Below are 12,418 nucleotides of genomic sequence, written 5' to 3'. Positions count from 1 at the left end.
CATCATTGTTTGGTCTGGCGCAGCAGCATGGTGCCGCTGCGCTGGGTAAATTCAAGTTGTTTCAGTGCACTCATGCCCAACAGCACCTGCTCGCCGCCCAGGCCTGGTGCTACCAGCGCGCGCACGTCCTGCAGGACGATATCGCCCAGTTTCAGGCGATCAAGGCTGGTGCGGTAGCCCTGGCTACGCCCATTGGCAGTGCTCAAGGTCACGGGCAGGCCACGTTTGAGCCCGAGGCGGTCGGCCAATTCGGCCGGCACCGCCACATCGGTCGCGCCGGTGTCGAGCATAAACTCCACCGGCGATCCGTTGATCTGGCCGCTGGCGACAAAATGCCCTTGGCCGTTGCCCAGCAATTTCACTTCGATGTAACCCTCGTGCTGCTCCGAGGTCACCACGGCATTGGGGTTTTCCTGACGCGCTTCCCACTGCCCAAAAAAACGCGTGGCCAAAAACAGCCCGGCGCCCCATGCCACGAACATCAGTACACGTCCGGCACGTTTGCCGGGCGGCGCTGCCGTCATGGTTGGGCGCCCCAGCCACCGGCCGGCGCGGCAAAACGATAGACCACCGGGCGTTTTTCACCGTCGGCGCGCGGGCCAAAATTATTGTCGATACCCAACCACGCCCCTTCGGTATCCACCACCAGGGCTTCGGCCAAGCCATAAGGCTGGGCATAACGCCGATTCGGTGCCAGGGTTTCGTCGGCAAACGACCAGCACAGCTCGACTTTGGCCGTGACCGCATCGCGCCGGCAAATCTGGAACGCATTGCGTTCCAGGGTAAACAGCTTGCCGTTAAACAGCGCCAGGTCGGCAAAGTCCTTGGACACTGCCTTGGCATTAGTAAACTGCGCCGGCTGCACTTCCTGGCCAGCTTCGCTCAGCAACACACAGGGGCCGTCACAGTCCCACACGCTCTGGCCACGTTTGATCGAGATCAAGCCACGGCGCTCACGCTCTGCGGCCAGCCAGATCTGATTGCCTTGCGGGTTGATCGCCAAGCCTTCGAACAAGGCATTGAAGTGCAGCAACATCCCGCTGGCCCGGGCTTCGCGGACCATACCCGGAGCAATCTTCAACCATTCAGGCGTGCCGCTCACCGGCACCTGCAACACCGCTGCATGGGCTTCGCTGACAATGTAGCGGTTGCCGGCGGCATCACAGGTGATGCCTTCAAAATCCAGGTCGCCGCCACGAATGAACGATGCAGCCTTGGTGCGCGAGCGCAGCCCCCAAGGCAGGCCGGACTCGGGCACCGGTGGCACCTCGATCTTTACGGTTTCGGCCTTCCAGGTCGGCGCGCTGATATCGAGGCGGTAGATCTGGTCGTCATCGCGATCCGAAACCGTCCACAGGTCCTGGCCACACAGCGCCAGGCCCGACAGGTTGCCACCGCGCATGCCGTCCACCGGGTGTTCGGAGACCAATTTAAGCTCAGCCACGGGCGCAGCCACTCCTTGGGAGGCCGCCAACCCGCTCAACATCAGGATCGCCAGGGCGAAACCTGTGCGCATCAGCCCAGCACCTCGGCCAGGTTGCCTTTGGACTCCAGCCAGGCTTTGCGGTCCGGCGCACGCTTCTTCGCCAACAGCATGTCCATCATTTCCGACGTACCGGCGAAGTCTTCCAGGGTCAACTGCACCAGGCGCCGAGTATTCGGGTCCATGGTGGTTTCGCGCAGCTGCGGCGGGTTCATTTCACCCAGGCCTTTGAATCGCGTGACCTGTGGCTTGCCGCGTTTTTTCTCGGCTACCAGTCGGTCGAGGATGCCATCGCGTTCGGCTTCGTCCAGGGCGTAGAAAATCTCTTTGCCCAAGTCGATACGGTACAGCGGTGGCATGGCGACGTAGACGTGGCCGGCATCCACCAACGGGCGGAAGTGCTGCACAAACAGCGCACAGAGCAACGTGGCGATGTGCAGGCCGTCGGAGTCGGCGTCGGCGAGGATGCAGATCTTGCCGTAGCGCAGCTGGGCGATGTCCGCCGAACCTGGGTCGACACCAATAGCCACGGCAATGTTGTGTACTTCCTGGCTGGCCAGCACTTCGCTGCCGTCGACTTCCCAGGTGTTGAGGATCTTGCCGCGCAACGGCAGGATCGCCTGGAACTCTTTGTCCCGCGCTTGCTTGGCGGAACCACCGGCGGAGTCACCTTCGACCAGGAACAGCTCGGAGCGCATCGGGTCTTGCCCGGCGCAATCGGCCAGTTTGCCTGGAAGAGCCGGGCCTTGGGTGATGCGCTTGCGCTCGACTTTCTTGCTGGCCTTTAAACGGCGGCCGGCGTTGTTGATCGCCAGTTCAGCCAGGGCCAGGCCCAGTTCCGGGTGCTCGTTGAGCCACAGGCTGAACGCATCCTTGACCACACCGGAGACAAACGCCGCCGCCTCGCGGGACGACAAACGCTCTTTGGTCTGGCCGGAGAACTGCGGCTCCTGCATTTTCATCGACAGCACGAACGCGATGCGCTCCCACACGTCTTCCGGCGCCAGCTTCACGCCGCGCGGCAACAGGCTGCGGTATTCGCAGAACTCGCGCATGGCGTCCAGCAAACCCTGACGCAAACCGTTGACGTGGGTGCCGCCCTGGGCCGTGGGAATCAGGTTGACGTAGCTTTCCTGCACGCTGTCGCCACCTTCGGGCAACCACAGCAGCGCCCAATCGACGGCTTCTTTATTACCCGCCAGGCTGCCGCAGAACGGCTCATTGGGCAGGCGCTCGAAGTCGCTGACCGAGTCTTCCAGGTAGGAGCGCAGGCCATCTTCGTAGTGCCACTCGACCTTTTCGCCGGTGCCTTTATCTTCAAAGCTGACCAACAGGCCCGGGCACAACACGGCCTTGGCCTTGAGTACGTGCTTGAGGCGGCTGATGGAGAATTTTGGCGAATCGAAGTATTTCGGGTCCGGCGCGAAGTACACGCTGGTGCCGGTGTTGCGCTTGCCAACGGTGCCGATCACTTCCAGGTCGGTGGCTTTGTAGCCATCGGCGAAGGTCATCTGGTACTCGTTGCCGTCGCGCTTGACCTTGACCCGCACGTGGTTCGACAGGGCGTTGACCACGGAAATACCCACACCGTGCAAGCCACCGGAGAACTGGTAGTTCTTGTTGGAGAACTTGCCACCGGCGTGCAGCTTGGTGAGGATCAGCTCGACGCCCGACACACCCTCTTCCGGGTGAATGTCCACCGGCATGCCGCGACCATCGTCGGACACTTCCAGGGAATGGTCGGCATGGAGGATGACCTGCACCGACTTGGCGTGCCCGGCCAAGGCTTCATCGACGCTGTTGTCGATGACTTCCTGAGCAAGGTGGTTCGGCCGACTGGTGTCGGTGTACATGCCGGGGCGTTTGCGCACCGGGTCGAGGCCCGAGAGGACTTCGATGGCGTCGGCGTTATAAGAGCTAGCGCTGGGAGTGGCCATGGGGTCTCGTCGTGAGTCGTTCGATTAAAAAGTGACCTTGGACTTTACAGTGCTGCAAAGTCGAAGGATTGATACTGATCTGCGCCAATGCCGGCAAAACTCAACATGGCCGGTAATTGCTGGGCGAACCCTTGGTAACCATGGTCGCCACCGGCCTGGATGCGCAAGGCACAGGCCCGGTAATACTGCTGGGCGAGGCGATAATCCAGGGTTTCGTCCCCGGTCTGCAACCACACCTGATAACGCACGGCGTCCTGGGGCGCCGGCACTTCCAGTTCGGCCAGGGCCGTGACGTGGTCGTGGGTCAGCTCCCAGGTTTCATCGGTGTAGAGGTTCTTCTGGGTGCCCAGGTAACCGTCAAACATCCGATGCGGGCTGACCGCCGGGTTTACCAGCAGCGCCTTGAGGCCATGGCGTTCGGCAAGATGGGTTGCATAGTAGCCGCCGAGTGAGCTTCCCACCAGCAGCGGCCGCCCCAGTTCTGCAATGGCCTCTTCCAATTGAGGAATCGCCTGACGCGGATGGTGATGCAGGGCCGGCACACGCAATCGGTCGCTCAAACCGAGGCTGTCCATCACGGTGCTCAACTGGGTGGCCTTGTTGGACGCAGGCGCGCTGTTGAAACCGTGGATATATAGAATCGAAGCGGACATGCCGGGCTCTCCGTGCATCAGCCAAAGAGGCGCAGTTTACAGGGAATACAGGCAGAAGCGGACTGAATGTGGGAGCTGGCTTGCCTGCGATGGCGGCGGGTCCGCTAGCTATTGATTAACTGGCATACCGCTATCGCAGGCAAGCCAGCTCCCACATTTTGATCAGCGTTTGCAGCTTTTAGTAGCCGTTGCTGCCGTAGTCGACGGTGAAGGCAAAATCCTTTACCCGCTCCACGCCAGTCTCCAACCGTCCGTCGGCATGCAATCGCAGCCAGCGATACCCGGGCGCCTGCTCGCTGACCTTGAAGTCCTCGCTGCCCGGCGCGAACTGGATACAGGTGGACGGCGACGCCAGCAGGCGCACGCCGTTGCGCTCACGGTCGATTTCCTGATGCACATGGCCCCACAGCACCGCCTTTACCTGTGGGAAACGGTCGAGTACGGCAAACAGGGCTTCAGGGTTGCGCAGGCCGATGGGCTCCATCCACGCACAGCCGATGGAGACCGGGTGATGGTGAAAACACACCAGATGATGACGGTTAGGCGCCTCGCTCAGGGCTTGGGCGAGCAATTGCAATTGCGAATCCTGCAAGTAACCGGGCACTGAACCCGGAACCGCCGAATCGAGCAAAGTGACGCGCCAATGGCCGATATCGACCACCGGCTCGAGCAAGTCGCTGTGCTCGGCGGCCTGGGCCATGACCTGCGGTTCGTCGTGGTTGCCGGGAATCCAGCGCGCCGGCGCGTCGATCTGCCGGGTCAGGTCGCGAAATTGCTGGTAAGACTCAAACGTGCCGTCCTGGGACAAGTCTCCCGTGGCCAGCACCAAATCGATCTGCGGCTGTTGCTCGCGCACCAAACCAATCACCCGCTGCAAGCTGTCGCGGGTGTTCATACCCAGCAGCGCACCGTCGGCCTCGGCAAACAAGTGGCTGTCGGACAATTGCACCAGCAGCGCCGGCGCATCAGGGTTCACGGTGGATACGCTCGGCAAGGCGCTCTCCCAAGGCAATCACAGGAATGGATAGGTAGCGCGATTATGCTGGGGCAGCACACAAAGAGGAAAGACGCAGTTCACATCTAGCGCACGACTTCGAACTCATGGCCCAGGGCCAGGCAGTGACTCAACCACTCGCCGAGGAACACATTGAGCTGTGCTTTCTCATCGGGCTGGTGCATGAACACATTTGGATAAGGATAGATGCTGCGAAAGCGTCGTGCATGTTCGGCGCTGATCACTTCGGCCATGCGTGCATCGTGATACACCTGTACCTCCAGCTGCGGCACCGGCAGCCAGGGCAGGCTGTGCTCCTGACGCACACGCAGGGTGGTGGTGTACGGGCAGTTGACGATGACCTCAAGGGTCAGCACGCCCAGCATCTGGTCGCCATGGGTCACGGCAATACGCCGCGCCTCGGGGGCGTGACGCATGTCGGGGAGCAGGCGCATCAGCCGCGCATAGTTGGCCTCGCAGGCGGCTTGCAGCCCGATCAGGTCAACTCGGTATCGTTCCCGTGCCTTTACTGCCATAACCCCCTCACTTCCGCGCGATTAAGCGCAAGCCATTGCAGGGCGATAATGCTGGCTGCGTTGGAAATTTTGCCGTCACGCACCGCTTGCAGGGCATCTTCAAAGGCCCAGGGGGTGACGCGGATATCTTCTGCTTCTTCTTCCAATCCATGGACGCCACCTGCGCCTGAGCTGTCGCAACGGCCGAGGTACAAGTGCACGAATTCGGTACTGCCACCGGGCGACGGGAAATACTTGGTGATCGGCCACAGCGCTGAGAACGTAAGGCCAGCTTCCTCCTCGGCTTCGCGGTGTGCAACCTCCTCCGGTTGTTCATCCTTGTCAATCAGCCCGGCGACCATTTCCACCAGCCACGGGTTGTCGGTGCGGCCCATGGCGCCGATACGGAATTGCTCGATCAACACCACTTCATCGCGCTGTGGATCGTAGGGCAGCACGCACACCGCGTCATGACGCACGAAGACTTCACGATTGATCACCCGGCTCATGCCGCCATCGAATTTCTCGTGGCGCAGTTGCACGCGATCAAGCCTGTAGAAGCCCTTGTAGGCATTGTCACGCTGAACAATCTCGATGGTGTTCGGCGTCGATTTGGCAATGTCCGTCATGTCGTTCCTCGTTACGCAGGTGCAATTCGCGCCATCCTAACGCGCCCATGGCCTTTGATGCAGCCCCTTTCCAGTTGCCGGGATAGACGGCGGACGTCAAACTCACTCTAATCAGCTTAGTGGCGAACTGACGGCTTTGTTCGCAGTCGAAGCGCTACTCTTTTTCGCTTTCCATCGATTTCCGAAGGACGCACATGTCGCTTTTAAAAATCGCCTCCGTGGCCTGTATTGCCTTGACTCTGGGTGCTTGCCAGAGCCTGTTCCAGCCCAGCTACCTCAAGCCCCTGGACACCAAGCCGGACGCCTCCGAACAGATCAAATCCGGCTGCAACAGCCCGGATTGCCCACTGGTGAATATCGACACCGTGCACTTCCCCAGCGAGCCGCAGCTGGACGCCATCGTTGAGCAACGCCTGCTGCAAATGACTCGCACCACACCCGGCGCCGGCGTGCCGCCGACCTTGAATGCCTACCGCGACAAATTCCTGCGCGAGTCGCCCGACCGCAACAGCATGTACTTGCAGGCCAAGGTACGTGAGCAGCATGACGGACTGGTGATCATTGAAGTATCCAGCTACCTGGATACCGGCGCTGCCCATGGCGAGCCTGGCCGTGGTTTCATCAACTATTCACGCCTGCAGCACAAAGAGCTGAGCCTGGCCGACATGCTGCTGCCGGGCCAGGAACAGGCGTTCTGGAACACCGCGAAAGTCGCCCACAACAGCTGGCTGATCAATTCGCAGATGGACCGCGATCCAGAGTTCGTGAAGAGCTGGCCGTTCCAGAAAACCCCGAACGTGGCCCTGACCAGCGCCGGCGTGGTGCTCAAGTACAACGTGACCACCATCGCCCCTTACGCATTGGGGCTGATCGAAATGACCATCCCCTATGCGCGCCTCACCGGCGTGCTCAAGCCTGAGCTGATGCCTGCGCGCCACTGACCGCACGCCCAAGGATCAGCTGTAAAAGCCCTGCCAGCACCAGTGCCGGCAGGGTTGCACCAATATCCGGGTACAGGTTGGCCAGCACGTGATAGGTGGCGATGCCACCCAGCCAGGCCACCAGCGCCGGCCAATGCAGGTTGGCAACCGTGCCCTGGCCACGGCGGCGCAGGATAAAGTGATCCACCAGCACCACGCCGAACAGCGGCGCAAATACCGAGCCGATCAGCAGCAGGAAGTTCTGATACTGCGCCAACGGCGCCAGGCAGGCGATCAAGGTGCAAATCACACCGATGGCCAAGGCCAGGTGCTCGACCTTCAAGCGCAACAGAATCCCACTGGACACCGCCGCCGAGTGAATATCGGCAAAGGCGTTTTCCGACTCGTCCAACAGAATCAACAGCAGCGGAATGCCAAGGCCTGCACCGGCCAGCGCCAGCAACAGCGCATTCACCTCACCGCTGGGCGCAAACGCCAGGGTGTAGGCCACGCCCAGGCTCATCAGCCAGAAGTTACCGATAAAGAAGCCCAGTGCAGTGCCGCCGAACACGCTTTTGGCGCGCTGGCCGAAACGTGAGTAATCGGCGATCAGTGGCAGCCACGACAGCGGCATGGCGATGGCAATATCAAAACCCACCGCAAATGGCATCGAGCCGTCACCGGGTTTGGCCCACAAAGCCGTGAGGTCGGCCTTGGCGAACAGGTTCCAGGTCAGCCACAGGCAAGCGGCGAGCAGCAACCAGATGCCCCACTTACGCAGGATCTGGCGCACGAATGTCAGCGGTCCACTGACCGCCAGCAAAGTGGCCAAACCGCCGAAAAACAGGGTCCACAGCAATGGGCTGGCCAACAGGCTGCCCTCGCTGAACGCGCGCGTACCCAGCAGGCTGGCCGCGTCGCGCATCACGATGATTTCGAACGAGCCCCAGCCGACCAATTGCAACAGGTTCAGCAGTGCCGGCAGGCTCGCGCCTTTGGCGCCGAGGCTGAGCTTGAGCGCGGCCATGGCGGACAGGCCGGTGTCGCTGCCGATCACACCGACGGCGGCCAGCAACAACACACCGACCAGCGTGCCGAGGAAAATCGCCAGCAACGAGCCGGACAAGCCCAGGCCCGGCGCGAGCAAGGCGCCGGTTTGCAGGACCATCAGACCGATGCCGAGGGAGAACCACAAGGAGAACAGGTCGCGGGCGCCGAACACGCGTTTGTCGGCGGGGACCGCGATTTCAGGGGAGTAAGTACTCGGTTGAATGCTCAAGGGTGTTATCTCTGAGGGACAGGTGTTGTTTGAGAGATCGCTATCGCGGGCAAGCCCGGCTCCCACATTTGAACGCATTTCAAATGTGGGAGCCGGGCTTGCCCGCGATGAGGCCCGTACAGGCACATCCAATTGCGGATCAGACCTTCTTGTACAGCTGACTGCCTTCCTGCTTGAACCGCTCCGCCTGCTCGGCCAAGCCCTTGGCCACGTCCACGTCCACCGCTTCAATGCGCTGGTTGGCGGCGTACTCGCGTACTTCGTGAGTGACTTTCATCGAGCAGAACTTCGGCCCGCACATCGAGCAGAAATGCGCGACCTTGGCCGATTCCTTCGGCAAGGTTTCATCGTGGAAAGCACGCGCGGTATCCGGGTCCAGGCCGAGGTTGAACTGGTCTTCCCAGCGGAACTCGAAACGCGCCTTGCTCAAGGCGTTGTCGCGAATCTGCGCACCCGGATGGCCTTTGGCGAGGTCGGCGGCATGCGCGGCGATCTTGTAGGTGATGATCCCGGTCTTCACGTCATCCTTGTTCGGCAAGCCCAAGTGTTCCTTGGGCGTGACGTAGCAGAGCATGGCGCAACCGAACCAGCCGATCATCGCCGCACCAATACCCGAAGTGATGTGGTCGTAGCCCGGCGCAATGTCGGTGGTCAGCGGGCCGAGGGTGTAGAACGGCGCCTCGTCGCAGCATTCAAGCTGCTTGTCCATGTTCTCCTTGATCAACTGCATCGGCACGTGGCCAGGGCCTTCGATCATGGTTTGCACGTCGTGCTTCCAGGCGATCTTGGTCAGTTCGCCAAGGGTTTCCAGCTCGCCGAATTGCGCCGCGTCGTTGGCATCGGCCACCGAGCCTGGGCGCAGGCCGTCGCCGAGGGAGAAGCTGACGTCATAGGCCTTCATGATTTCGCAGATTTCTTCGAAATGCGTGTAGGCGAAGTTTTCCTTGTGATGAGCCAGGCACCACTTGGCCATGATCGCGCCGCCACGGCTGACGATGCCGGTCACGCGGTTGGCGGTCAGCGGCACATAACGCAGCAAGACACCGGCATGAATCGTGAAGTAATCCACGCCCTGCTCGGCCTGCTCGATCAAGGTGTCGCGAAACAGCTCCCAGGTCAGCTCCTCAGCCATGCCGTCGACTTTTTCCAGGGCCTGGTAGATCGGCACGGTGCCGATCGGCACCGGCGAGTTGCGGATGATCCACTCGCGGGTTTCGTGGATGTGCTTGCCGGTGGACAAATCCATGATGTTGTCCGAGCCCCAGCGAATGCCCCAGGTCATCTTCGCCACTTCTTCTTCGATGGACGAACCCAGGGCGCTGTTGCCGATGTTGCCGTTGATCTTCACCAAGAAGTTACGGCCGATGATCATCGGTTCCAATTCGGTGTGGTTGATGTTGGCCGGAATGATCGCGCGGCCACGGGCGATTTCTTCACGGACAAATTCAGGCGTGATGATTTTCGGGATGCTCGCGCCAAAACTGTGGCCGGGGTGCTGCTGCTTGAGCAAGCCGCTCGCACGCGCCTCTTCGAGCTTCATGTTTTCGCGGATGGCGACGTATTCCATCTCCGGCGTGATGATGCCTTTGCGCGCGTAGTGCATCTGGCTCACGTTGGCGCCGGCCTTGGCTTTGCGTGGGTTTTGCAGGTGAGCAAAACGCAGGTAGGCAAGGTCGGGGTTATCCAAACGCTCCTGGCCGTAGCTTGAACTCAGGCAGGTGAGGCGCTCAGTATCGCCACGCTCTTCGATCCACGGCGAGCGCACATCGGCCAGGCCTTTGCGCACGTCGATGATGACGTTCGGGTCGGTATAAGGGCCGGAGGTGTCGTAGACCACCACGGGGGCGTTGATTTCACCGCCGAACTCGGTGGGTGTCACGTCCAGGCTGATTTCGCGCATAGGCACGCGGATATCGGGACGCGAACCCTGCACATAAATTTTCTGCGAGCGGGTAAACGGCTGCACGGAGCCTGTGTCGACCTTGGCCGACTCACTCAAATGCACGGTGTTGTTTTTTGGTCTTGTACTCATCACGGGCTCTCCAACTTATCCAGGCGGTGGATTTTTGTCGGAGCGAACCTGTGACGGATGGACGCACTGAAACCAGTGCTGTGCAAGGCACGAGGGCTGTTCGATTGTCGAACAACATCCCGGACGAAGCACAAGAGGACTCGCCGGGTGACGAGAAATCTTGTTCCCTACGCAGGCGTTAACCTGATCAGGTTCAACGGGATCCGGTATTTACCGATCTCAGCCTTCCAACAAGGCACCCCGACAAGAACGCGGCCAGTCTAGACCATGGCGTGGGCAAATTGCCAATAGCGGTGTATTCAGCGTGATGAATGGCGTGATTGCGGGATTGTTGCGCCGTGTCAGCGCCACTACACTCGGGCGTCGTCACAATGCTTGACGCCAGGAATGGCCAGCCTTAGCCTTGGGCGCTTAATTACAGCCGTAATATTCACACTAGGGATCGCCTCATGCTGCGCAAACTCTCACTGGCTCTTGCCGTGTCTTGTGCGACCAATGGAATGGTCTGGGCAGCTGAAGCGCCCTTGTCCGCCAAAACCGACTTGGTCAGCGTCTACCAGGAAGCGGTGAACAACAACGCCGACCTGGCCGCCGCCCGTGCGCAATACGGCGCACAAAAAGAAGTGGTGCCCCAGGCCCGCGCCGGTTTGCTGCCGAACCTGTCGGCCGGCGCCGACAGCAATAACGTGCGCACCCAGATCGACCAACCGGCCGCCACCGTCAACCGTGACGCGCATTCCTGGCGTGCAACCTTGAGCCAGCCGCTGTTCCGCGCTGATCGCTGGTTCCAGCTGCAAGCCGCCGAAGCCGTCAACGAACAAGCTTCGCTGCAACTCTCGGCGACCGAACAGAACCTGATCCTGCAAAGCGCCGAAAACTACTTCGCCGTGCTGCGCGCCCAAGACAACCTGGCCTCGACCAAGGCCGAAGAAAACGCCTTCAAACGCCAGCTCGACCAGTCCAACGAACGCTTTGATGTAGGCCTGTCGGACAAGACCGACGTGCTGCAATCCCAGGCCAGCTACGACACCGCCCGCGCCAACCGCATCGTCGCCCAACGCCAGGTGGACGACGCTTTTGAAGCGCTGATCACCCTGACCAACCGTCAGTACAACGCGATCCAGGGCATCGTGCACACGCTGCCGGTGCTGCCACCGGCGCCGAATGACGCCAAGGCCTGGGTCGAAACCGCCGGCCGTCAGAACCTGAACTTGTTGGCCAGCAACTACGCCGTGACCGCTGCCGAAGAAACCCTGCGCCAGCGCAAGGCCGGCCACTTGCCAACGCTCGACGCCGTGGCGCAATACGAGAAAGGCGACAACGACGCACTGGGTTTCAGCAACCCGAACCAGTTGCCCGTGCCGTACGGCGGTGACGTGTCCCAGCGCACCATCGGCCTGCGCCTGAATATCCCGATCTACAGCGGCGGCCTCACCAGCTCGCAAGTGCGCGAATCCTATTCACGCCTAGACCAGACCGAGCAACAGCGCGAAGGCCTGCGCCGCCAGGTGGTGGAAAACACCCGCAACCTGCACCGCGCGGTGAACACCGATGTGGAACAGGTACAAGCACGCCGCCAGTCGATCATCTCCAACCAGAGCGCGGTGGAAGCCACGGAAATCGGTTATCAGGTGGGTACGCGCAATATCGTCGATGTGCTGGACTCACAGCGCCAGCTGTACTCGTCGGTGCGCAACTACAACAACAGCCGCTACGACTACATCCTCGACAACCTGCGCTTGAAGCAGGCTGCCGGCACGCTCAGCCCAGGGGACCTGCAGGACCTGACGCGTTACCTCAAGGCTGACTACAACCCGGACAAGGATTTCCTGCCGCCGGATCTGGCCAAGGCCGCCGCCGAGCAGCTAAAAGCCCGCCCGGGCTACTAAACACACCACAAACCAATGTAGGAGCTCCCACATTAGACCGAGTATGGCTGTGCTGTTGCTGTTGCTGTTGCTGTTGCTCTGGCCCTT

11 protein-coding genes and 1 riboswitch are annotated in these 12,418 nt (G+C 61.0%); of the genes, 2 read left to right on the top strand and 9 right to left on the bottom strand.

Going from position 1 to position 12,418, the window contains the following annotated elements; translation table 11 throughout:
• Positions 1-2: 2 nt before the first annotated feature.
• The 7 genes from P5706_RS02320 to P5706_RS02290 form a co-directional block, all read right to left on the bottom strand.
• Positions 3-524: a retropepsin-like aspartic protease family protein gene (locus tag P5706_RS02320; RefSeq protein ID WP_017138480.1), complete on the bottom strand. Its 522-nt coding sequence runs from the start codon at positions 522-524 to the stop codon at positions 3-5.
• Positions 521-1,516: an esterase-like activity of phytase family protein gene (locus P5706_RS02315; RefSeq protein ID WP_200432034.1), complete on the bottom strand. Its 996-nt coding sequence runs from the start codon at positions 1,514-1,516 to the stop codon at positions 521-523. Before P5706_RS02315 ends, P5706_RS02320 begins: the two co-directional genes overlap by 4 nt.
• On the bottom strand, positions 1,516-3,420 hold the full coding sequence (gene parE / locus P5706_RS02310; RefSeq protein ID WP_138817126.1) for a DNA topoisomerase IV subunit B: 1,905 nt from the start codon (positions 3,418-3,420) through the stop codon (positions 1,516-1,518). Before parE ends, P5706_RS02315 begins: the two co-directional genes overlap by 1 nt.
• A gap of 44 nt (positions 3,421-3,464) precedes the next feature.
• Entirely contained in the window at positions 3,465-4,073 is a 609-nt protein-coding gene (locus P5706_RS02305; RefSeq protein ID WP_200432035.1) for a YqiA/YcfP family alpha/beta fold hydrolase, read from the bottom strand.
• A 178-nt stretch (positions 4,074-4,251) separates the two neighbouring features.
• Positions 4,252-5,067 (bottom strand): 3',5'-cyclic-AMP phosphodiesterase, encoded by an 816-nt coding sequence (cpdA, locus tag P5706_RS02300; protein WP_285678474.1) that lies wholly within the window; start codon positions 5,065-5,067, stop codon positions 4,252-4,254.
• Between the two features lie 86 nt (positions 5,068-5,153).
• The gene (locus P5706_RS02295) at positions 5,154-5,603 is read right to left on the bottom strand and encodes a DUF1249 domain-containing protein (RefSeq protein WP_017138485.1); all 450 of its coding nucleotides are present in this window, start codon (positions 5,601-5,603) and stop codon (positions 5,154-5,156) included.
• A complete protein-coding gene (locus P5706_RS02290) occupies positions 5,594-6,211 on the bottom strand; it encodes an NUDIX domain-containing protein (RefSeq protein WP_138817128.1) in 618 nt (205 codons plus the stop codon). The genes P5706_RS02295 and P5706_RS02290 overlap by 10 nt, the downstream gene beginning before the upstream one ends.
• 194 nt (positions 6,212-6,405) lie before the next feature.
• Between P5706_RS02290 and P5706_RS02285 the strand changes: the two genes are divergently transcribed.
• A complete protein-coding gene (locus tag P5706_RS02285; RefSeq protein WP_285678473.1) occupies positions 6,406-7,152 on the top strand; it encodes an RsiV family protein in 747 nt (248 codons plus the stop codon).
• On the opposite strand, the gene cytX is transcribed toward P5706_RS02285, so the two are convergent.
• Positions 7,121-8,410 (bottom strand): putative hydroxymethylpyrimidine transporter CytX, encoded by a 1,290-nt coding sequence (cytX, locus tag P5706_RS02280; RefSeq protein WP_202940709.1) that lies wholly within the window; start codon positions 8,408-8,410, stop codon positions 7,121-7,123. The two genes, P5706_RS02285 and cytX, sit on opposite strands and share 32 nt — an antisense overlap.
• 139 nt (positions 8,411-8,549) lie before the next feature.
• Positions 8,550-10,442 carry a phosphomethylpyrimidine synthase ThiC gene (gene thiC, locus P5706_RS02275; protein ID WP_058422422.1) on the bottom strand — a complete coding sequence of 631 codons (1,893 nt, stop codon included), beginning with the start codon at positions 10,440-10,442 and terminating at the stop codon, positions 8,550-8,552.
• Between the two features lie 147 nt (positions 10,443-10,589).
• A riboswitch (TPP riboswitch) is annotated at positions 10,590-10,695 on the bottom strand.
• A 196-nt stretch (positions 10,696-10,891) separates the two neighbouring features.
• Here thiC and P5706_RS02270 point away from each other — a divergent pair.
• Positions 10,892-12,331: a TolC family outer membrane protein gene (locus P5706_RS02270; RefSeq protein WP_285678472.1), complete on the top strand. Its 1,440-nt coding sequence runs from the start codon at positions 10,892-10,894 to the stop codon at positions 12,329-12,331.
• The last annotated feature ends 87 nt before the right edge of the window (positions 12,332-12,418 follow it).

This window comes from Pseudomonas sp. ChxA (assembly GCF_030263855.1).
Lineage (GTDB): Bacteria > Pseudomonadota > Gammaproteobacteria > Pseudomonadales > Pseudomonadaceae > Aquipseudomonas > Aquipseudomonas fluorescens_CB.
This window is presented reverse-complemented; position numbering and strand designations above follow the sequence as displayed.

What these genes read in the sequence shown, in the direction of transcription:
- P5706_RS02305 (WP_200432035.1), bottom strand. Translation starts at nt 4,073, where the DNA reads ATGTCCGCTTCGATTCTATATATCCACGGTTTCAACAGCGCGCCTGCG.
- P5706_RS02315 (WP_200432034.1), bottom strand. Translation starts at nt 1,516, where the DNA reads ATGCGCACAGGTTTCGCCCTGGCGATCCTGATGTTGAGCGGGTTGGCG.
- P5706_RS02270 (WP_285678472.1), top strand. Translation starts at nt 10,892, where the DNA reads ATGCTGCGCAAACTCTCACTGGCTCTTGCCGTGTCTTGTGCGACCAAT.
- thiC (WP_058422422.1), bottom strand. Translation starts at nt 10,442, where the DNA reads ATGAGTACAAGACCAAAAAACAACACCGTGCATTTGAGTGAGTCGGCC.
- P5706_RS02285 (WP_285678473.1), top strand. Translation starts at nt 6,406, where the DNA reads ATGTCGCTTTTAAAAATCGCCTCCGTGGCCTGTATTGCCTTGACTCTG.
- parE (WP_138817126.1), bottom strand. Translation starts at nt 3,420, where the DNA reads ATGGCCACTCCCAGCGCTAGCTCTTATAACGCCGACGCCATCGAAGTC.
- P5706_RS02295 (WP_017138485.1), bottom strand. Translation starts at nt 5,603, where the DNA reads ATGGCAGTAAAGGCACGGGAACGATACCGAGTTGACCTGATCGGGCTG.
- P5706_RS02320 (WP_017138480.1), bottom strand. Translation starts at nt 524, where the DNA reads ATGACGGCAGCGCCGCCCGGCAAACGTGCCGGACGTGTACTGATGTTC.
- P5706_RS02290 (WP_138817128.1), bottom strand. Translation starts at nt 6,211, where the DNA reads ATGACGGACATTGCCAAATCGACGCCGAACACCATCGAGATTGTTCAG.